Source organism: Nocardia sp. FBN12 (assembly GCF_050320175.1).
In the GTDB taxonomy this organism is placed as follows: Bacteria; Actinomycetota; Actinomycetes; order Mycobacteriales; family Mycobacteriaceae; genus Nocardia.
On the sequence record NZ_CP190048.1, the window covers coordinates 1,604,203 to 1,624,677 of the forward strand.

Below are 20,475 nucleotides of genomic sequence, written 5' to 3' on the forward strand. Positions count from 1 at the left end.
TGGTCAGTTGAGTCGCTCGGTCAGCCAGTCGACGACAGTCTCGAGCACAGGGCCCCGACCCATGTGGCCGCCCGGGAACATGCGGGCCGTTTTCGGATCCCCGTGCTCGAGCGCCAAATACAGGTCCGCCGAGGCGTTTTGCTGATCGTCCTTGCCGTTGACCAGCAGCAGCGGGCACGACGGTCGGTCGAGCACCCCTAGGTCGAGCAGGGACAGCTCCGGGCAGCGGGCGACGTAGTCCTCGAAGCTGTTGCCGCCGAAGATGCGTGCCCGCGCAGGCATGAGGTCCATCAGGTAGGACGAGGCATTGCGGCTGCGCTCCTGCCATTCTGGCTGGAACGTCAAATGGATGCCGCCGCCCCAGTTGACGGCGGCGGCCAGCTGTTCGCGATGAGTGTGGGCGAGCTTCATCGCCCAGTAACCGCCGAACGAAAGACCCAGTGCCGCAACCCGTTCGGAGTTCAGGTCCGGCTGCTCGCGCAGCCAGGCGAAGACCGGATCCCACTGTCGCTCGGCGTCGCGGCCCGCGAGCACCGGCGACTGCCCCACCCCCGGTTTGTCGATGTGCAGGGTCGCGAACCCGCGCTCACGCAGCATCCGGCCGCGCGCGTAGGTTTCCTCCTTCCACACATCGATCCCGCCCCACATCAGGACCACCGGCGGGCGCACCGCTGCCCCGGGCGGACGCGCCACGAAGAACCGCACCGCATCGCCTTCTCCGGGACGCCCGTCGAAGGGCAACTCGACGTGCTGGACAGGTGTGTGCTCCAGCGCGGACACCCGCCCGAAGTACTCCACGGCCCGGTCGTACGCATGGAGCTTGGCCGGGTGCAGCGGGGAGGGATAGCGGCCCAGGAACGCGAATTGGTATGCCTGCCACCAGTTCTCCAGCGCTTGCTCGCGATCGTCGCTTGCCTCGGCGTGCTCTGCCCGGGTCGCGAATTCCTCCGCTCCTGCCAGCCAGTGCCCGGCCCAGGACTCGGGGTCAGTGCCAGGGAGCGTTTCGATGTGCCGCGCGGCGGCATCGTGATCGATGGCATTGAAAGGGTTTCTGCGTTGCTCGAGGTGTTCGCGCAGCCACTGCTGCGCCTCGGGCAGAGTTCGGGTGGTTGTGACGGACATCTGTGTCTCCTTCTCATACGTGAACGACCGGCTACCGGTGCTGCGGCGTGCGGGATGGTTACGCGGGTTCGGCCATCTGCCGATGGCAGGTATCCACCAGCCGATATGCCTCGCTGTGGCGTTGCGCCTGTTCCAGGCCGGAGATCCTCACCGAGGTCTGCACGAGCGTGCGGCACCGTTGTGCGCGACGGGCGACGAACGCCTCGGCGCCGCGCTCGACGGTCGAGTGGCGCTCCAGTTCCTCGGCCAGTACGAGCCCGTCCTCGATGGCCAAGGCCGCGCCGCTGGCCATCTGAGGCGCCGGTGCGTGTGCGGCATCGCCGATGACGACGCAGTTTCCGCGGTTCCAGGCGCCGGTCAGAAAGGCGGTCTGGACCGGCCGACGCACCACCGAGTCGGAGGCGGACGTCAGCGGGCTGAGTTCTTCTACCCGGCCCGGGAAGACCGTCAGCAGGTCGGCCAGCCGCGCGGCGAGCTCGGAATCGGGGAGCATGCCCGGCTGCACCCCGTTCTCGGTCAAGAACACATAGGCGCGGCTGCGCGAGATAGGCACGAGCCCAGCCGTGTTGACCTCGCCGGCGAACTGGTGAATACCCGTGGCCCACCCGGGGCGCGGCACCAGGGCCCGCCACACCATCTGCCCGAGGTAATCGACCGGCGTCTCGAAGCCCAGCAGGCCCCGCACCGACGAGCGGATACCATCCGCGCCCACCAGCATGGCGACCCGCCGGGCGGTGCCGTCCGACAGTCGCACGTCGACCAGATCCTGTTGCGGGTCAACCGAAGTGACGGTCAAGCCGTGGTGTACCACCACCCCGCACCGCTCGGCCTCCGCGTGCAAGATGCGGTGCAGCTGCGGACGAGCGATGCCGACCATCGCCGGACGCCGCGCGCCGATGAGCCGCGGTAGCTCCACCTGGTCGCTCGGTATGCCGTCAACGTCCACATGGGTGATCACCCTCATCCCGTAACCCTCGGCCAGACACGCGTCCGCCAAGCCCAGCGCATCGAGAGCGCGCAGCGACGGACCGGTCAGGCACAGCCCCCATCCAGCGGTCGCACGGTCCGGACTGGCTTCGGCGATCTCGACCTGCCAGCCCGTGCGGGCCAGGGCAGAGGCCGCAGTCAGCCCGGCGACACCCGCGCCCACGATCATGGCCGACCGCATACCGCGAAACTTGTTCATATCCAACTCCTGAGCGCCGATTTCACCGGAACGATAGGAGCCGCCAGGCACTCCCGTTATCCGGATCAGGCGGCGACCATCCACTCCGGGCAACCGGTGTTCCGCACCAACCGGAAACGGATACCCGACGTACACAGACGACGGGGTTGCCGCTGAGTCCCCACTTGGTGATCGCGGTCGTGCGGGCGAGCACACCTCGCGCGATCGGTCGCCCCTCGCTGTGATAACTGTCCAGCATTTGATTGTCGGCGAGCCCTTTGCAGACCAGGACCAGCTTCCACGCCAGATTTTCCGCATCGCCGATACCGTTGTTCAAACCTTGCCCGCCTGCGCGACTGTGGATGTGGGCAGCGTCGCCGGCCAACAGGGTCGGGCCGCGCCGGTAGTGCGAGGCCAGTCGTTGCTGGATCCGGAACGCCGAGGTCCATTCGGCATGGTGGTCCGGATCTGCGAAAGTCACGGTAGAGGAGTCGCTGTCGGTGCCATCCCATATTCGAGGTGCTCGTATGCCCCCTGGAAGTCACCGACTTGCGGGCGCGGGAAGGGCTCGGATGGCGGCGTAGTTGGCCCAGTCGGCCGCGAGGCGCGTTCGGCGGCGAATTCGGGTTGCAGCCGACGAGGTCCGCGAGGACCGGTGTGGGGATCTCACGCAGCAGTTCGTTGAACGCCCCGACCCGACCGGTGCCGGTGATGCCCAGCCGACGAAGTCGTTCCCGAAGTCGGGCCGTGCTGATCGGCCGGTTCGGCCGCTGCCCAGGGAGCAGCCAAGGTGATGTCGGGTTTGGCTCCTGTCCCCATGTTGCGGCGCTGGGCGATCAGATTGGTGATGAGACTGCCCCAAGGGCTCGGGCATCGGAACGTCCTCTTCGGCGATCCGCAGGAACACGTCCGATCAGCTCGTCCTCATCCAGCACACGCGCCACGACACCCAATCCTGGCCGCACGCGATCAAGACACGAATCGCAACCTCGGCAGAGATCCGTTAAACAAACACCCACAGCGACATCTCCTACCTGCGGATCTTCATCGACAAAGGATTCTCCGGCACCACCTGCAAGAACCGCACCGGACTGGACAACGCACTCGCCGCGGTCACCTCAGCGGCCGCGGCGGTCGCCGATCGGCAGGTAGTCCTGACCACGACGAAGTTCGACCGGTTCGCACGCAACATGGCGGAGGCCGGCGAAATCCTGACCAACCTGCGCGAACGCGACGTGCTGTTCGGACTCGGCAGCTCGATCTACGACTGGAACGACCCATTCGGCATGGTGGTGATCCTTCCAGTGAGGAGCGAGTCCTCACAGGTCAGGAGTCAACCGAACCGGGGGCAGTCCCCCTTTCCTATGCTGGCGGTAATGCCCTGATGGTTCGCCTACTCGGGAAGTGCGTCAAAAGTCTCCTGCACGATACGCATGGCAGAAAGTGCTGCCGGGGCACCGCAATACCCAGCGGTGTGGATGACCGCCTCAACGATCTCTTCACGTGTGAGGCCATTGGCGAGTGCGCCACGCACATGGCCGGCGAGCTCCTCGTGCGCTCGCAGCGCAGTCAGCATCCCGAGATTGAGCAAACTGCGGCTGCGTCGGTCCAGACCGGGACGAGTCCACACCGCACCCCAGACATGTTCTGTGACGAACCGCTGCAGTTCGGCCGATTCTGTTCCCTCGGTACGGGCCAGCGCCTGGTCGACGAACGAATCGCCCATCACCTCCCGGCGGACCGACATGCCCGCCTCCCACGAAACGGATCCGTGCCGGGAGCTATCGGGAAACGACACTGCTACCTCCTGGTGGCGTCGGTACAGTCCTCAGCTGCGGACTGTACCGATGGTCAGTGGTGTTCCGGTGGCGCGGCGCACCTGCTCGACGCTCACACCGGGCGCGGTCTCGCGCAGAATCACCTGGCCTTCGGCGATATCGAGGACAGCGAGGTCGGTGATCACCCGCTGCACAACGGCCTGGCCGGTGAGGGGCAGGGTGCAGGCCTCGACGATCTTGGGTGCGCCGTCGCGGGTGGTGTGCTCCATCAGCACGATCACCCGGCGGGCGCCGTGGACGAGGTCCATCGCGCCGCCCATGCCTTTGACCATCGCGCCGGGCACCATCCAGTTCGCCAGATCACCGGTTCGCGAGACCTGCATTCCGCCCAGTACCGCGGTGTCGATATGTCCGCCCCGGATCATGCCGAACGAGAGCGCCGAGTCGAAGAACGAAGCACCGGGTTCGACCGTCACGGTCTCTTTGCCCGCGTTGATCAGATCGGCGTCGACGTCGCCCTCCGCCGGGTAGGGGCCGGTGCCGAGGATGCCGTTCTCGCTGTGCAGCACCACATCTACGCCGTCGGGCAGATGATTCGGGATCAGGGTGGGCAGACCGATGCCGAGGTTGACGTACTCCCCGGGCGAGAGCTCCTGTGCCGCGCGGGCGGCCATTTCTGTGCGGGTCCAGCTCATCGGGTGGCCTCCTGTCGAACGGTCCGCTTCTCGATGCGTTTGTCCTGGGCGCCGGTGCGCACGACGCGCTGGACGAACACCCCCGGCAGATGAACGTGTGCTGGGTCGAGTTCACCGGCCGGGACGAGCCGCTCGACCTGGGCGATGGTGATCCGACCGGCCATCGCGACCAGAGGGTTGAAGTTCATGGCCGACTTCTCGAAAACGAGGTTTCCCTCGGTGTCGCCGACGGCGGCGTGCACGAGCGCGAAATCGGCGACGATGCTCTCTTCGAGGACGTAGCGGCGGTGTCCGAACTCCCGGACTTCCTTCGGTGGTGAGGCCAGCGCCACCGACCCGTCCGGTGCGTAGCGCCACGGGAGGCCGCCGTCGCTGATCGGGGTCCCGACGCCGGCCGGGGTGTAGAAGGCGGGGATGCCCGCTCCGCCGGCCCGAAGTCGCTCGGCGAGGGTTCCCTGCGGGATCAGTTCCACCTCGAGCTCACCGCCGAGGTACTGGCGCGCGAACTCCTTGTTCTCACCCACATACGAGGCGGTCACTCGTGCGATCCGCCCGGCCGACAACAAGATCCCCAGGCCGTAGTCGTCGACGCCGCAGTTGTTGGAGAACACTGCGAAGTCGGTTGCCGCACCCTCGGTGATCGCCGCGATCAGGGCGTCCGGGACACCGCACAACCCGAACCCGCCGACGGCCAACGTCGCCCCCGTGCCGATATCGGATACGGCGGCGACTGCCGTATCCACCACTTTCGCGTTCATCCGTGCCTGCCTTTCATCTGACCGTTCATTGATCGGACACCGATACTGATCGCGTCAACAGAACACTCCAGCCGCTGATCCTGGCAAGATGGAGGGGCGGGAGCGAGAAGATTGCTCGGCACGTGGACAGGTAGATGCAAGTCGTCCATTGAATGGACGTAAGATGCGAGCGTGAGTGGAGAGCTGAATCCATCTGTCCTCGGGCGCGCGGCGTCGCTGCTGCGCGCGGTTGCCGCTGGGGGAGACGTGGGAATCACGACAAGCGAGCTGGCACGGCGGACCGATCTCGCCAGGCCTACCGCACATCGGCTGCTCTGCTCACTGGCCGATGAGGGCTTTCTCGACCGCGACGCGGGCTCTGGTCTGTGGTTCCTCGGACCGGAACTGTTCCTCATGGGCTCCCTCGCGGCCGAGCGCTACGACGTCGCCGATGTAGCTCGTCCAGTGCTGCGTGAACTCGCCCGCGAAACCGGGGAGAGTGCGTTCCTGTCCGCCCGGCGTGGTGACGAGACCGTATGCCTGGTGAGCGAGGAGGGCAGCTTTCCACTGCGCTCACACGTGCTCCATGTCGGCATCCGCTTCCCGCTCGGTGTCGCCTCCGCGGGCCTGGCGATCCTCGCGCACCTCCCCGACCGCGACATCGACGACTATTTGTCCCGCACCGACCTGAGTGCGCAGTGGGGCGCGCACCATGCGCGTGACGAGCTCGCGCGGCGCATTGCCGCGGCACGGGAAACCGGGTGGTGTGTGAACCCGGGACTGCTTGTCGAGGGGAGCTGGGGGATGGCCGCGGCGGTGTTCGATCGCCGAGACGAACCGCGGTGGGCTTTGAGCCTGACCGGGGTCGAGAGTCGATTCCGCGCCGAGCGTCACGATGCGCTGGGCGCGCTGTTGCTCCGCCACGCCCACGAACTGTCCCTGGCGCTGTCGCGTCGCAGCAACAAGGCTTTCCGCCGCAAGTGAGGGTCGGCATCTTTTCACTTCGCCGCTCCGCTGCTCCTTGCCTTGATAGCGAAACTAACTGCGCAGCAGGATGTTTCATCGTTGCAGCGCATGTGAAAGTGGATCGCGGTGGCGGCCGTCTGTTCAGTTCCTGAGCGGAACTCGGCTCGCGGTAACGCGATTCGGATTGTATGGTTGGGACAGAACTGCACCCGTCACCGGAGCTGCTGACGATCTGACGGTTCGCTCACTCTGGTTCCTGAATAGTCTGTGTGCCAACAACATTGATGTTGTGGTCTCGACTCGACCGTGTGACGGTCGACCCCTACGCATCGCCGGATGACCCCCGCGGTGTTCCCTCGGGCGTACCGGCCGCTCGCGGGTACGTGTCTGAATCTCGCGAGACACGCGGAATCCTTTGTAGTGCAGGCGATTACGCTGCACCGCTGTGATCGGCAGACGGTCACCGCTGCTGTGCGCGTCGACAGGTAGGGCTGTAAATCGTTGGCCTGCACCATGAATACCTACACCAACTTGAAACATGTTGTGAGGCTTGACATCTCGATGTTCCTGGACAAAACTACCCGTCGGTAGCCTGCGAACGGGGCGCTCGAACCCGTTGGCTGCGAGAGGTGACTTGCTACGACTGCCCCGCCGGAAATCCATGAACCCGTGTCCGGCAGTCGCCGGTGACCCTCTCCGCATCGTGACCACACCAAAGGAGCTCAGCGCTATGGATAATCCCGCGCTACCCGCAGCACAGCACTTGGACGACCAGCGCTCGGGCGACCAGGTGGTGGTCATGCCCAGACCGGCCGGACCGGTCGAGCAACTGGCGCTGGTCACCGCACGACTGCGCGAACTGCTCATCACCGGTGAGGATTTCGACGCGATCTACACCCATATCCTGGCCGCTCCCGGCAAGCGCGTACGGGCCCGGCTCGTCCTGGCCTGCGCTGGGTTGCTCCCCGATGCCGTCGACACCGCGGCCCCGCTGGACGACGCCGTCGACCTGGCCTGTGCGATGGAGATGCTGCACGAGTCCTCGCTGGTCCACGACGACATCTGTGACGGCTCACTGCTGCGCCGCGACGCACCGTCGGTGCCCGCCGCGTTCGGCGTGCGCACCAGTGCCCGCGCCGGATTTCACCTGGCGGGCGCGTCGATGCAGGTCGTCGCCCGGGTGCTGACCGACAACCCCGAGGTGTTCGCGCGGGTCGGCGACGCACCCGGCATCACCTACGCCGACCGGCTCTCCGATCTGTCCTACGGTCAGCTCATCGAGACCCTGCCGCCCTCGATCGACGAGGTCGCGCTGCGCCGTCACTACCAACTCGTGGCCGGCGCCAAGACCGGCACCCTGTTCCGGCTGTCGTGCGCGTACGGCGGCACCGCGGGCGGAGTCGATCGCGACCGGCTCCACGCCCTGATGGAATACGCCGACCAGCTCGCGCTCGCCTTCCAGATCATGGATGACGTCCGCGACATCGAGGGCGGACCCGGTCTCGGCAAGGACGCCGGCGGTGACCTCGAACGCCGGGTGCCGACCTGGCCGGTCATCGAATGGCTCGGCTCGCGACCGGGCGCCCGTGAAATGTGGCTGGACGCGGAGATTTCCAGCGCGACCTTGCGGGAAGACCTGGTCGAGAGCGGCGCGACGAAAACCGCCCGGCTGGTCGCGATGGATGCCACCGAGAAGGCCACTCGCGCCCTGGACGTCTTCGGTCCTTCCCTCGCGCGTGACGACCTGCGCGAACTCCTCGAGCAGGTGATCTCCCGATGAGCACAGCACGACTTCCCCTGCTGATCCGCGGACTGCGCAATCTCCGTCGCGCCCCGGATCTGGACGCGCTGCGCGCCGCGCGGTCACCAGCGGAACTGGCCGCGCTCGCCCTGATCCCCGCAGGCCGTAACCTGGGCATCGCCGTCGGTCTGCTGCCCGCGACCTTGCGCGCCGAGGCCACTGCCGCGCTGCTCGCCTGTCGCGTGCTCGACGCCTTCGAAGATCTCAGCGACCGCGCGGTAGCGAGCAGTGCTGTGCTGGCGGCGGTGGACTACCTCAACGCCACCAGCGATACCCTCCCGCCGCCGCTGCCCGCGCTCGAGGGCAGGATCCGCGACAGCGAAGCCGTCGACCGGGTGCTCGCCGAGCGCATCGCCGACATCAGGGCACTGCTCACGGCACTCTCCGAGCAGGGGCGCGAGCGGGTCGGACACGTGCTCACCGATGTCGGCCGGGTCATGGCCCGCAATATCGACGCACCCCTGACCCGTGTCGCCTACAGCGAGGGCGTGCTCGGCCGGATCACTCACTACGCGTGCGCCCTGGTCGCCGAAGATGTGCTGCCCGAAGCGGATCTGCGGGAACTGACCGGTTGTGTCGCGGTGATCGCCCAGTCGGCCAACGACCTGCGCGACAACGAACTCGCGATCTACGGTGCCGCCGACCGTGCGGAGCTCACCCGGATGGTGATGCTGCGTCAGCTCACCCCCGCCCTCGGTGGTTTCGCGCTACTGGCCAAGCTCGGTCCCGGCACGCCGAGCGTGGGCGCGCGAGCGGCGATGGCGTATATGACGATTACGACCTCGGCATTCCTGTGCGGCGCCGTCGACGCGCCGTCGCCGTTCCGGCGCCCGGTCGCCGCGGCCACGCTGGCCGCCGTTTCGCCGGTGTACTGGACGAAGATGCTCGAGCGTGTACGCCGCAGCGGCGATCTCGCGATCCATCAAATGCTCGACGCCTCACCGGATTTCACCACCGGCTCGGCGTCGGCGTCGCAGGTGCTCGGTGCGGGCGACCTCGCCTCGACGGAAACCTCGTTGATGCCGCTGATCGTCGACACCACCTTCGCGCTGGTGCACACGCTGCCGGAAGGCCGCCTGACCGGCGAACTCTGCGACTCGGCGATCCGCACCATGATGATCGCCGATCACCTGGCCTTCGGTGCCATGGAGCGGGTGCCGAGCCACGAACCCGACGCGCTCCGGGCGCTGGCCACCCGGCTGCAGCTCGCCGCTCTCGACAACAGCAGCCACCAGTAGTCGAGGAACACCTCCTCGATGATCGTCACTACTAGCGAAGGAGCTCTCCTATGAGCACCGGAACGCCCGTCGCGCCCACAGAGAAACCGCCGTTCAGCCGGCGCGTGCTCAAACTCGAGCACGCATCCAACGTCGGTCCGCTGCTTCACATCGTGCTGTGGATCGGCATGACGTCGGCCGCGTTGTTCGTGCCAGGCACCTCCACCTGGTGGATCGCGGTGCCGCTGATCATCGTGCTCTCGCTGCTGAACCTCTCGCTGACCATCGGCGTGATGCACATGCACACCCACCGCCCGCTGTTCGTGTCCAAGTTCCCCAACCGGATGGTCGACATCCTGTGCTGCCTGCCTGGCAACCTGACCGCGGCCGAGATGCGCGAGGTGCACGTCCTCAACCATCACCGGTTCAACGACGGCCCGGGTGACGTCACCGCGACCACCGGCATGGACAAGGGCATCGGCGCCATCTGGTACTGGGTGCGCTACGGCATGGTCGTCAAGATCCACACGGTGCGTACGGTTTTCGCCGCGAACCCGGCGCCGCGTCGTCGCAGGACGCGTCACCAGTTCATGCTCGATCTCGCGGTGTACGTCGTCGTGATCGGCTCCGTCTGGTACGTCGCCGGCTTCGAGAAGTTCGTGCTGTTCTACTGGGTGCCGTTCCTGATCACCCAGGTCAACGCCGGCTACTTCGCCTGGCTGAGCCATGCACCCGCGCGCGGATTCACCGATGAGCCGAGCACCTCGCTGAACAACGCGGGCAACATCCTCAACTTCCTGATCTTCAACCAGGGCTACCACAGCGTGCACCACCGCTACCCCGGCATCCACTGGAGCCAGATCCCCGACAAGCTCGACTACATGCGTGACGTGAACCCGGGCGTCATCGTGCCGTATTGGATGGTGGCGCAGTCGGGTTGGCGTCTGGTCGTGCCCGGCGGCTTCCTCAACGAGGGGTACGGCAACAAGTGGAAGGCGCGCCTCGAGTCGCGTCTGGAAGCGGGCACCGTTCGCTCACGCTACCTGCCGTGGTTCGCATGGATCTGATGTCACCGCAACAGGTTCGGGGCGTGGTGACGAGCCCCTCGCGGCTCGTCCCGTTCCTGTTCTCCTTCGCCGTCTACGGTTTCGCCGGCATCACGGTGCCGCTGATGCTGCTGTTCGCCGGCGGCTGGTGGCTGCCGAAGACGGTGGACAAGGGACCACACCTGTCGGCGGTTCCCGCGATCGCGATCGACCTGATGCTGCTCGCGCTGTTCGCGCTGCAGCACTCGGGGATGGCCCGGCCCTCGTTCAAGGCGTTCCTCACCCGCTGGGTGCCGGAGGCGCTCGAGCGCACTGTCTACATCATCGGCGTCTGCCTGGTGATGTGGGTGATCATGCTGGCGTGGCAGCCGGTACCGCACGTGCTGTGGTCGGCCGACGGCGCGCTCGGGGTGGTGCTCGACACCGGGTTCTGGATCGGTTTCGTGCTGGTCTACGCGGCGACCCTGCTGCTGAACCACTTCCACCTGCTCGGCATCAGTCAGGCCTATCGCCAGTACGTGATCCAGGTACCGGACGCGACGGTCGACCGGCTGCAGGTGAACGGCGTCTACAAACTGGTTCGTCATCCGTTGATGACCGGCCTGCTGGTGTCGTTCTGGTTCGCCAGTGAGTTCACTGCCGGGCACCTGGTGTGGGCGCTCGGGCTGACGGGGTACATCCTGCTCGGAACCTATCTGGAGGAGCGCGATCTCATCGCCCGGTTCGGTGCGTCCTATCGCGCGTACGCCGCGCAGGTGCCCGCGTTCTTCCCGTCCGTGCGCGCCGTTTTCGGCCGATCGTCTCGGTAACCGGCACGCACCGGGTGCGAGTCTGGAGAGGAATCGATGTGAACAGTCCCGTTCGAGAACGCGCTGAGCACAGCTGCGCGGCGACCGGCCCGGTCCGTGGTGTCGGTCGGGCCCACGCCAAGGCGATCCTGCTGGGTGAGCACACCGTGGTGCACGGGACGCCCGCCATCGCGTTACCGCTGCCGACCCTGTCGGTGCGGGCGATCGCGCGTCCCGGCACGCCGGGTGGTGTCATCGAGGTTCCCGAAGGGCACTTCGGGTTCGTCGCGGGCGACCCGAACGCCGTGGAGAACGCGTTGTCCGGGCCGCGCGTCGCGGTCGAGGAGGCGTTGCGGCGCTGGGGCCTGACCGGTCATATCGCGGATGTGGTGATGGAGTGCGACATTCCGCTCGCTCGTGGGCTCGGATCGAGTGCGGCCTGCGCCGGTGCGGCGGTGCGCGCGGTCGCCGACCTGCACGGCCGGACCGTCGATGCCGCCACGCTCTACGAACTCGTGCAGTGCGGTGAACAGGTGGCGCACGGCAGAGCCAGCGGCATCGATGCGAGCGCGGTGCTGGCCGACGGCCCGATCCGGTTCCACGAGGGCACCGCCACCGCACTCGATATCGGTCTCGACGCCGCCCTGGTGATCGCCGATACCGGGGTGCCGGGGTCCACGCAGCACGCGGTCGCCGGGGTGCGCCGCACACTCGAACGGGACCAACGGACGGCGCGGCGGGTATTGGCCAGGGCGGAAGAGCTGATCAGCGGTGCGGCGGTAGACCTTTCGGCCGGGCAGGCGCAATCCCTGGGCCGGGCGATGCTCGAATTCCAGGACCTGCTGGCCGAACTCGGCGTCAGCACCCCGCACATCGACACCCTGGTCGCCGCGGCGCTCGATGCGGGCGCCTACGGTGCCAAACTCACCGGCGCCGGTCTCGGCGGCTGCGTGCTCGCGCTCACTCGACCCGGCGACGCGCGCACGGTCAGCGCCGCCTTGCGTCGCGCCGGCGCCACGCAGACCTGGACCGTCCCCACGCGCAGCCTGCGTTCACGCGTGCAGTCCCTATCCGTCTCGACATCGGAACACGGTGCCAACCAATGACTTTCAGCTCAGCATCAATCGCAGGCACGGTCGGTGACACCGCAACCGGGCCGACCGAGGAGGGGCCGACGGCGGTCGCCTATCCGAACATCGCCCTGGTCAAGTACTGGGGTAAGCGGGACGAAGAGCTGTTCCTGCCCGTCACCGGCAGTCTGTCGATGACCCTCGATATCTTCCCGACCACCACGTCGGTGCGCGTGATCGACGGTCGCAGGGATGTCGTCGAGTTCAACGGCGTCGCCGCGACCGGTGCCGCGCTGGCCCGCATCGAAACGTTTCTGGATCTGGTGCGCGCCAAGGCCGGTCGGTCCGACCGTGCGCGGGTAGTGACCTCCAATGCCGGGCCGACCGGCGCCGGTCTGGCCTCGTCGGCGAGTGGCTTCGCGGCACTGGCCACCGCCGCCGCAGCCGCTTACGAGCTCGATCTGGACCCTCGCGCCTTGTCGCGCCTGGCCCGGCGCGGCTCCGGTTCGGCTTCCCGGTCCATCTTCGGTGGTTTCGTCGTGTGGCATGCGGGGGAGGGGGAAGGTGTTGCGGGAGACGAGAGTTCGTACGCGGAGCCGATCGGCGGCGACGAATTGGACCCCGCCCTGGTGGTCGCCGTGGTGAATCAGGGCGCGAAGGCGGTCTCGAGCCGGGTCGCCATGCGCGAGACCACGGCCACGTCACCGTTCTATCGCCCGTGGGCGGAATCTTCGGTGCTCGACCTGGCCGAAATGCGCAAAGCTGTTGCCCGCCGGGATCTTCCCGCGATCGGGGAGATCGCCGAGCGCAACGCCCTCGGCATGCACGCCACCATGCTCACCGCTCGCCCCGGAATCCGGTACCTGTCACCGCATTCGATCGCCATCCTCGACGCGGTGCTCGCGCTGCGCGCCGACGGGATCATGGCGTACGCCACGATCGATGCCGGGCCGAATGTCAAGGTCCTGTGCACCCGCGGCGACGCACCGCGAGTCAACGCCACACTGGTCGGCCTCGGCGATTTCGTCACCACTCGGACCGCGCACATCGGCCCCGGCGCATCGCTGACGACATCGGGCGCGACACCGACGACGCTCGGTGCGCAACTCGCGGCGGGTGGCGATCGATGATCAGTTGTCGCGCGCCCGGAAAACTCTTCATCGCCGGTGAATATGCCGTGGTCGAACCGGGACACCTCGCGGTGCTCACGGCGGTCGACCGCTACGCGACCGCCACGGTGATCCCGGCGAATCCCGGCGAAGACATCATCCTGCATTCGGATCTGGACGACGGCCGCACGCTGCCCTGCACGCGTCACGGTGACGAATTGGCACCCGCCTCCGATGCTGGTGTGCCCGCGGCATTTTCGTATGTCTTCGCCGCCGTTTCAGTAGTTCACCGCCTGCTCGTGGAACGCGACATCCCCGCCTCGTCCTTCCGGCTGACCACGACCGCCGACCTCGGCGACGCCGACGGCCGCAAGTTCGGCTTGGGTTCCAGCGCGGCCGTCACGGTGGCGACCGTCGCCGCGCTCGGACAGTACTTCGCCCTCGAGCTCGATCTCATGGACCGCTACCGGCTGGCCATGCTCGCCACGATCGCGGTCAACCCCCGCGCTTCCGGCGGCGATGTGGCGGCGAGCACCTGGGGCGGGTGGCTCGCCTACCGATCTCCGGACCGCGCCCACGTGGCAGGCTCGCTCGCCCGCGACGGCGTCGCCGCCACCCTGCGCGCACCGTGGCCGGGCCTGTCGGTACGCCCGCTACCCACCCCGGCCGAGCTCGCCCTGCAGGTCGGCTGGACCGGAAACCCCGCCTCCACACCGGCGCTGGTCGCCGGCCTCGACGGTGACCGAACCACCTTCCGGGCGCGCAGCAACGACTGCGTCGAACGACTCGTCGCCGCCGTCGAGGCCGACGATTCCCAGGCCGTGCGCGCCGAAATCGACAGCGCGCGAACACTGCTCGTCGACCTCGACGCCAGGTCGGGCCTCGGCATCATGACGCCACGCCTGCATGATTTGTGTGCGGCGGGCGCGGCAGTCGGCGCCGCCGCCAAGCCCTCGGGCGCCGGTGGCGGCGACTGTGGCATCGCGCTCATCGAACGCACCCGCCCCGCCGCGATCGCCGAACTCACCGGCCGCTGGATCACCGCCGGAATCCGCCCGCTGCCCCTGCGGACCCACCCAGCCGAAGGGGACCACCGATGATCGCCGATCGCAAGGACGACCACGTTCGCCACGCGGTGAACCACCAACGCCAGGCCACCGGTATCAGTGACTTCGACTCGGTCACTTTCGTCCACCACGCGCTAGCGGGCATCGATGCCGATGAGGTGTCCCTGGCCGTCGATGTCGCCGGAAAACAGTGGGACACACCACTTTACGTCAACGCGATGACCGGCGGCAGCACCAAGACCGGCGAGATCAACCGTCAGCTCGCCATCGCCGCACGCGAGACCGGCATCCCGATCGCGTCGGGCTCGATGAGTGCCTACTTCCGTGATCGCTCGGTCGCGGGCACCTATCGGGTACTGCGGCAAGAGAATCCGCACGGCTTCGTACTGGCCAACGTCAACGCGAACGCCACCGTCGACCAGGTGCGCAGCGCCATCGATCTCCTCGAAGCCGACGCACTGCAGATCCACCTCAACGCCGTGCAGGAAGTGGTCATGCCCGAAGGCGACCGCTCGTTCGGTGCCTGGCCTCGCCAGATCGAACGCATCGTCGCCGATACCGCCGTACCGGTCTTCGTCAAGGAAGTCGGGTTCGGCCTGAGCAGGCAGACCGTCACCTGGTTGCGCGACGCGGGCGTGTCCGTCGCCGATGTCGGTGGCCGCGGCGGCACCAATTTCGCCCGTATCGAGAACGATCGGCGCGCAGGCGGCGACTTCGCGTTCATCGAGAGCTGGGGCCAGTCCACCCCGAACTGCCTGCTCGACTGCGCCGACATCCCGGGCATCGATATCGCCGCCTCCGGTGGTATCCGCTCGCCACTGGACATCGCGCGCGCACTCGCGTTGGGCGCCAACGCGACCGGTGTCGCCGGGGCGTTCCTGGAAACCCTGGTGAGCCACGACACCGACGCCCTGGTCGCCAAGATCGGGACCTGGCTCGACCAACTGCGCACCATCCTCACCGTCCTCGGCGCCCGCACCCCAGCGGATCTGGTCGGCGCCGACCTGCTCATCACCGGCGATGTCGCGACCTTTTGCCGGCTGCGCGGCATCGACATCGCAGCACTTGCCCACCGGAGCCCCTGGTGGCGCGAATCGGAAACCTCGAGAAGGAGTCACCCATGAATGACATGTCGTACGCGGCGGTGCCGCTGCAGTGGGTGGGCCCTGTGCGCATTACCGGAAATGTCGTCGACGATGCCGTCGACGTCCCGCTGGCAACCTACGAAACCCCGCTGTGGCCCTCGGTCGGGCGCGGCGCGCGGATCAGCACCCTGGCCGAGAAGGGCATCGTCGCGACGCTGATCGACGAGCGGATGACGCGCTCGATCCTGCTGGAAGCCGACGACGCCTACACCGCATACACCACGGTCCAGCAGTTGGAAGGCCGCATGGCCGAGCTCCAGGAGGTGGTCTCGGGCAGTAGTCGTTTCGCCCGGCTGATCGACCTGCACCACCAGATCGCAGGCAACCTGCTGTTCCTGCGCTTCGAATTCACCACCGGTGACGCGTCGGGCCACAACATGGCGACTCTGGCCAGCGACCACCTGATGGATCACATCCTGTCGACCATGCCCGGTGTGCGCTACGGCTCGATCTCGGGCAACTACTGCACCGACAAGAAGGCCACCGCGGTCAACGGCATTCTCGGACGCGGTAAGAACGTGATCACCGAACTGCTCATCCCGCACGAGGTGGTCTCCCAGCGTCTGCACACCACCGCCGCGCAGGTGGTGCAACTCAACATCCGCAAGAACCTGATCGGCACCCTCCTGGCAGGCGGAATCCGTTCCGCCAACGCGCATTACGCCAACATGCTGCTGGCGTACTACCTGGCGACCGGTCAGGACGCCGCCAATATCGTCGAAGGATCCCAGGGCATCACCCACGCCGAGGATCGTGACGGCGACCTCTACTTCTCGTGCACCCTGCCCAACCTGATCGTGGGCACGGTCGGCAACGGCAAGCACGCGAGTTTCGTCGACGAGAACCTCGAACGCCTCGGTTGCCGCGAAGACCGGCAGCCCGGCGAGAACGCCCGGCGCCTCGCGGTGATCGGGGCAGCCACCGTGTTGTGCGGGGAGCTGTCGCTGATGGCGGCACAGACCAATCGCGGTGAATTGATGCGTGCCCATACCCAATTCGAGCGGTCCACCACGAGCAACGGAAGCCCACGATGACAACTACGCCGGTCGGTATCCACGACCTAACGTTTGCCACCACCCACTACGCCCTCGATCACGCCGTCCTCGCCGAACGACTCGGGGTGGATCGCGACAAGTTCTACCTCGGCATCGGCCAGGAGAAGATGAGCGTCGCCGCCGCCGACGAGGACATCGTCACCATCGCCGCGGCTGCCGCCCAGCCCATCCTCGAGCGGCACGGCACCGACAACATCCGTACGGTGCTGCTGGCCACCGAGACCGGTGTCGACCAGTCCAAAGCCGCTGCGCTGTACCTGCATTCGCTGATCGGGCTGCCCAACGCCGCCCGCGTCGTCGAGCTCAAGCAGGCCTGCTACGGCGGTACCGCCGGGCTGCAGTTCGCGGCCGGGCTGATCGCGCGCGACCCGTCGCAGCGCGTGCTGGTGATCGCCGCCGACATCGCGAAGTACGAACTCGACACCCCGGGGGAGCCGACCCAGGGCGCCGCCGCGGTCGCGATGCTGGTCACCGCGGACCCGGCGATCCTGGCGCTGGATCCGATCTCGGGTCTCTACAGCGCCGACATCATGGACTTCTGGCGCCCGAACTACCGCACCGAAGCCATCGTCGACGGCAAGACCTCGGTCAACGCCTATCAGAAGGCTGCCCAGGAGGCATGGACCGACTACCGCCGCCAGGGCGGGCGAGAGCTCGGTGAGTTCGCCGCGTTCTGCTACCACCAGCCCTTCACCAAGATGGCCTACAAGGCCCACCGCCACCTGCTCGAAAGCCAGGGCCACACCGCCGACGCCGCCGCGATCGAGGCCGCGATCGGCACGACGACGACCTACAACCGCACGGTGGGCAACAGCTACACCGCCTCGCTCTACCTGGGTTTGGCCTCGCTGCTCGATCATGCCGGTGATCTCACCGGCAAGGCACTGGCGATGATCAGCTACGGGTCGGGCAGTGTCGCCGAGTTCTTCAGCGGCACAGTACAACCCGGCTACCGCGCGCACCTGCGCACCGAGGCGAACCAGGCGGCGATCAGCTCCCGTGAGCTGCTGGGTTACGAGCACTATCGTGAACTGCACGAGGCCACCTCGCCCAGTGACGGCGCCTACCACGCCATGGCCGAGGAAACGCGGCGCCCGTTCCGGCTGGCCGCCGTCTCCGGTCACAAACGCATCTACGAATCCCGCTGAGGACACCCATGAGCAGTAACGACACCCGCCACGTCCAGGTCATGATCGTGGGCAGCGGGCTCTCCGGCCTCGGCGCCGCCATCAGGCTCAGCCAACGTGGCCTTTCCGACTTCGTGGTCATCGAACGCGGTCCCGATGTCGGCGGAACCTGGCGCGACAACACCTATCCCGGTGCGGGCTGCGACGTGCCCTCACATCTGTACTCGTACTCGTTCGCGCTCAATCCCGACTGGTCCCGGTCGTTCTCACCACAGCCTGAGATCGAGCGGTACCTGCGCACCGTTTCCGAACGCTACGGCGTACGCGACAAACACATTTTCGACTGCGCGCTGACCGCGGCCCGCTGGAACGACGCCGACCGCAGGTGGGACATCGAGACCAGTAAGGACACCTTCACCGCGGACTTCATCATCTCGGCGGCCGGTGTGCTGGCCGAGCCGAATCTTCCTGATATCAAAGGCATCTCGAGCTTCGAGGGGGAGATCTTCCACTCCGCGCGGTGGAACCACGACGCCACCCTGGCCGGTAAGAAGGTCGCGGTCATCGGCACCGGTTCCTCGGCGGTGCAGATCGTCCCGTCGATCGTGCCCGAGGTGGCGCACCTCGATGTCTACCAGCGCACCGCCACCTGGGTGATGCCACAGATCTTGCGGCCCTACTCCGGACTGGAACGCTTCGCGTTCAAGCACATTCCGGGCCTGCAACGGTCGATCCGGGCGCTGATCTACCTCGCCCGCGAGCTGTACGTGATCACGCAAGTGAAGTATCCGTGGACCGGCATCGTGCTCGAGACGGTCGGGCGATTCAAGATGCGTTTCGAGATCCGTGACCCGGAACTTCGTCGAAAAGTGATGCCTCAGCACCGGATCGGCTGCAAGCGCATGCTCGTGTCGAACAAGTTCTACGGTGCGCTCGATCGTGACAACGTCGACGTCGTCACCGACGGCATCGCCGAGATCCGCAGCGGTTCGATCGTGGCCGAGGACGGCACCGAGCGGGAGGTGGACGCCATCGTGCTGGCCACCGGCTTCCACGTCGCCGATTCGCCGACCTTCAACCTGTACACCGGTCGCGACGGCCGGACTCTGTCCGAGGCAGCCGATGCCGAGGGCTACCACATGTACAAGGGCACCACGGTCGCCAACTTCCCGAACATCTTCTTCATGCTCGGCGCCAACTCCGGGTTGAACTACACCTCGCTGATCTACACCATGGAATCGCAGATCAACTACATCGTCGACGCGCTCACCACTATGGAGCAGCGCAACCTGCAATCGTTCGAGGTCCGCTTGGACGCGCAGGTCGAATACAACAAGCGGCTCCAGCCGAAGATGGCCCGGACCGTCTGGGTGCACGGCGGCTGCACCAGCTGGTTCCTCGACAAACACGGCAACAACTCGGCGCTGTGGCCGGACTTCAGCTTCCGATACCGGCGATTGGTGCGAGAGTTCGACATCGACGCCTATGACACCACCGTCAAGACACCATGACCGCACCGTCGACGTCACCGTGCCGGCGGTCGGTCTGCTGAGCGGCCCGGCCTCCTGACTACGGGCGCACCTGTACTCGGTGTAGGCGCTCATGCGGCACGGTGACGAGAAGGCGGTCGCGCTCAGCGCCTGTTGGTAGTGAGTCTGTGCTGCAATCCAGCGATGATCACCGTGAGATCGAAGGAGAGCCGATCTTCCTCGGCGTCTCGACGTGGCCGCTGGCTGATGGCGACCACGTCGCGAAGCATCGGAAAATTCGTCTCGGGGACCACGCTCAACGCTGCTGCCAATTCCGCCACATCGGGATCTCCGCCCCGTTGGGCGGTGAGGGCGTCGCGCCCAGCCGAAGCGGCGGCATCGGTGACGAGCATCAGTGCGCCCCGGGCTTCTTCGATCCCGAAGCCCGCCTCCACCAATGCTCGCAGGACGCGCTCCACCGAAGCCAACGTGGCCGAACCGCCTGCGTGGGAGGGTCGCAGATAGGGGACCAAGGTCCCCACGACGACGACGGCATCGCGCAACGCTGTCGCGAAGAGCGTCAGGACCTGGCGCCAATCACCCTCGGCAGGCAGTACCACGCGACGGAGCTCGGACTCGAAGACATCCCGGGCGACCAGTTCGCGCAAGCCCGCTTTTCCGCCCACGTGATAGTTGAGGGAGGTGGGATCGACTCCGAGCACGTCGGCGACGGCCTGCATCGTCAGCACTTCGGGCGCCACACTCCGAGCGGCGCAGATGATCTGTTCACGGCTGATCTTCTGCGGTCGGCCACGACCGCGCGTCCGCCCGGATTCCGCATGCGTATCGGGCCCGCCGAACTTCTGTCCGCTCACCGTCTCAGCCTAGAGACCTCGGCGAAACCTTCGGCTCCGCGTCCTCCCGGCATGCCAGGCGAGAGGAGTGATCTCTGATTCGAGAATGTATTTTTCTGCTCCAGGGAAAAAGTGGGCAAAACGCCCCCGTGCGGGCGCTCGCGCGGGTAGACAAGACCGGTGCGAGCCGTGCGGAAGAAGCCCACGGTCGTCGTTCCCAGTCGCGTCGGAGTCGCTGGGCACCATCGCTCGCAGCAGGGAAGA

At 66.8% G+C, this 20,475-nt stretch carries 20 protein-coding genes; 13 read left to right on the plus strand and 7 right to left on the minus strand.

Annotated features, from left to right (window positions below):
* Positions 1-3: 3 nt before the first annotated feature.
* Genes ACQHI0_RS07940 through ACQHI0_RS07950 form a run of 3 tightly spaced genes read right to left on the minus strand, consistent with a single transcriptional unit; the run spans position 4 to position 2,768 of the window.
* Positions 4-1,122 (minus strand): alpha/beta hydrolase family protein, encoded by a 1,119-nt coding sequence (locus ACQHI0_RS07940; RefSeq protein ID WP_427907276.1) that lies wholly within the window; start codon positions 1,120-1,122, stop codon positions 4-6.
* Between the two features lie 58 nt (positions 1,123-1,180).
* Entirely contained in the window at positions 1,181-2,308 is a 1,128-nt protein-coding gene (locus ACQHI0_RS07945) for an FAD-dependent monooxygenase (RefSeq protein WP_427907277.1), read from the minus strand.
* A gap of 22 nt (positions 2,309-2,330) precedes the next feature.
* Positions 2,331-2,768 (minus strand): FAD-dependent monooxygenase, encoded by a 438-nt coding sequence (locus ACQHI0_RS07950; protein ID WP_427907278.1) that lies wholly within the window; start codon positions 2,766-2,768, stop codon positions 2,331-2,333.
* 565 nt (positions 2,769-3,333) lie between these two features.
* On the opposite strand from ACQHI0_RS07950, the gene ACQHI0_RS07955 reads away from it, so the two are divergent.
* Positions 3,334-3,672, plus strand: coding sequence for a recombinase family protein (locus ACQHI0_RS07955; RefSeq protein WP_427909110.1), 339 nt, complete (start codon positions 3,334-3,336; stop codon positions 3,670-3,672).
* An 8-nt stretch (positions 3,673-3,680) separates the two neighbouring features.
* Here the strand turns inward: ACQHI0_RS07955 and ACQHI0_RS07960 are convergent, their stop codons facing one another.
* The 3 genes from ACQHI0_RS07960 to ACQHI0_RS07970 form a co-directional block, all read right to left on the minus strand.
* Positions 3,681-4,034, minus strand: coding sequence for a carboxymuconolactone decarboxylase family protein (locus tag ACQHI0_RS07960; RefSeq protein ID WP_427909111.1), 354 nt, complete (start codon positions 4,032-4,034; stop codon positions 3,681-3,683).
* 81 nt (positions 4,035-4,115) lie between these two features.
* Positions 4,116-4,760 (minus strand): CoA transferase subunit B, encoded by a 645-nt coding sequence (locus tag ACQHI0_RS07965; RefSeq protein ID WP_427907279.1) that lies wholly within the window; start codon positions 4,758-4,760, stop codon positions 4,116-4,118.
* Positions 4,757-5,518, minus strand: a complete 762-nt coding sequence (locus ACQHI0_RS07970) for a CoA transferase subunit A (protein WP_427907280.1) — start codon at positions 5,516-5,518, stop codon at positions 4,757-4,759. The genes ACQHI0_RS07965 and ACQHI0_RS07970 overlap by 4 nt, the downstream gene beginning before the upstream one ends.
* 171 nt (positions 5,519-5,689) lie before the next feature.
* Between ACQHI0_RS07970 and ACQHI0_RS07975 the strand changes: the two genes are divergently transcribed.
* The 12 genes from ACQHI0_RS07975 to ACQHI0_RS08030 all read left to right on the plus strand — a co-directional run bounded on the left by ACQHI0_RS07975 (position 5,690) and on the right by ACQHI0_RS08030 (position 19,399).
* Positions 5,690-6,481, plus strand: a complete 792-nt coding sequence (locus ACQHI0_RS07975; RefSeq protein WP_427907281.1) for an IclR family transcriptional regulator — start codon at positions 5,690-5,692, stop codon at positions 6,479-6,481.
* Positions 6,482-7,193: 712 nt separating this feature from the next.
* A complete protein-coding gene (locus tag ACQHI0_RS07980) occupies positions 7,194-8,243 on the plus strand; it encodes a polyprenyl synthetase family protein (protein WP_427907282.1) in 1,050 nt (349 codons plus the stop codon).
* Complete coding sequence (locus ACQHI0_RS07985) at positions 8,240-9,502, plus strand: hypothetical protein (RefSeq protein WP_427907283.1); 1,263 nt, start codon at positions 8,240-8,242, stop codon at positions 9,500-9,502. The genes ACQHI0_RS07980 and ACQHI0_RS07985 overlap by 4 nt, the downstream gene beginning before the upstream one ends.
* A 50-nt stretch (positions 9,503-9,552) precedes the next feature.
* Positions 9,553-10,548, plus strand: a complete 996-nt coding sequence (locus ACQHI0_RS07990) for a fatty acid desaturase (protein ID WP_427907284.1) — start codon at positions 9,553-9,555, stop codon at positions 10,546-10,548.
* Positions 10,539-11,336, plus strand: a complete 798-nt coding sequence (locus ACQHI0_RS07995; protein ID WP_427907285.1) for a methyltransferase family protein — start codon at positions 10,539-10,541, stop codon at positions 11,334-11,336. The genes ACQHI0_RS07990 and ACQHI0_RS07995 overlap by 10 nt, the downstream gene beginning before the upstream one ends.
* Before the next feature lie 38 nt (positions 11,337-11,374).
* On the plus strand, positions 11,375-12,421 hold the full coding sequence (mvk, locus tag ACQHI0_RS08000) for a mevalonate kinase (RefSeq protein WP_427907286.1): 1,047 nt from the start codon (positions 11,375-11,377) through the stop codon (positions 12,419-12,421).
* Positions 12,418-13,515, plus strand: coding sequence for a diphosphomevalonate decarboxylase (gene mvaD, locus ACQHI0_RS08005; RefSeq protein ID WP_427907287.1), 1,098 nt, complete (start codon positions 12,418-12,420; stop codon positions 13,513-13,515). The genes mvk and mvaD overlap by 4 nt, the downstream gene beginning before the upstream one ends.
* Positions 13,512-14,594, plus strand: a complete 1,083-nt coding sequence (locus ACQHI0_RS08010) for a phosphomevalonate kinase (RefSeq protein ID WP_427907288.1) — start codon at positions 13,512-13,514, stop codon at positions 14,592-14,594. Before mvaD ends, ACQHI0_RS08010 begins: the two co-directional genes overlap by 4 nt.
* Positions 14,591-15,685: a type 2 isopentenyl-diphosphate Delta-isomerase gene (gene fni / locus ACQHI0_RS08015; RefSeq protein ID WP_427907289.1), complete on the plus strand. Its 1,095-nt coding sequence runs from the start codon at positions 14,591-14,593 to the stop codon at positions 15,683-15,685. Before ACQHI0_RS08010 ends, fni begins: the two co-directional genes overlap by 4 nt.
* A complete protein-coding gene (locus ACQHI0_RS08020) occupies positions 15,682-16,740 on the plus strand; it encodes a hydroxymethylglutaryl-CoA reductase (protein WP_427907290.1) in 1,059 nt (352 codons plus the stop codon). The genes fni and ACQHI0_RS08020 overlap by 4 nt, the downstream gene beginning before the upstream one ends.
* Positions 16,737-17,909, plus strand: coding sequence for a hydroxymethylglutaryl-CoA synthase (locus ACQHI0_RS08025; RefSeq protein ID WP_427907291.1), 1,173 nt, complete (start codon positions 16,737-16,739; stop codon positions 17,907-17,909). Before ACQHI0_RS08020 ends, ACQHI0_RS08025 begins: the two co-directional genes overlap by 4 nt.
* Before the next feature lie 8 nt (positions 17,910-17,917).
* Positions 17,918-19,399: a flavin-containing monooxygenase gene (locus ACQHI0_RS08030; protein ID WP_427907292.1), complete on the plus strand. Its 1,482-nt coding sequence runs from the start codon at positions 17,918-17,920 to the stop codon at positions 19,397-19,399.
* 122 nt (positions 19,400-19,521) lie between these two features.
* Here the strand turns inward: ACQHI0_RS08030 and ACQHI0_RS08035 are convergent, their stop codons facing one another.
* Positions 19,522-20,232 (minus strand): TetR/AcrR family transcriptional regulator C-terminal domain-containing protein, encoded by a 711-nt coding sequence (locus tag ACQHI0_RS08035; protein ID WP_427907293.1) that lies wholly within the window; start codon positions 20,230-20,232, stop codon positions 19,522-19,524.
* Positions 20,233-20,475: the final 243 nt, after the last annotated feature.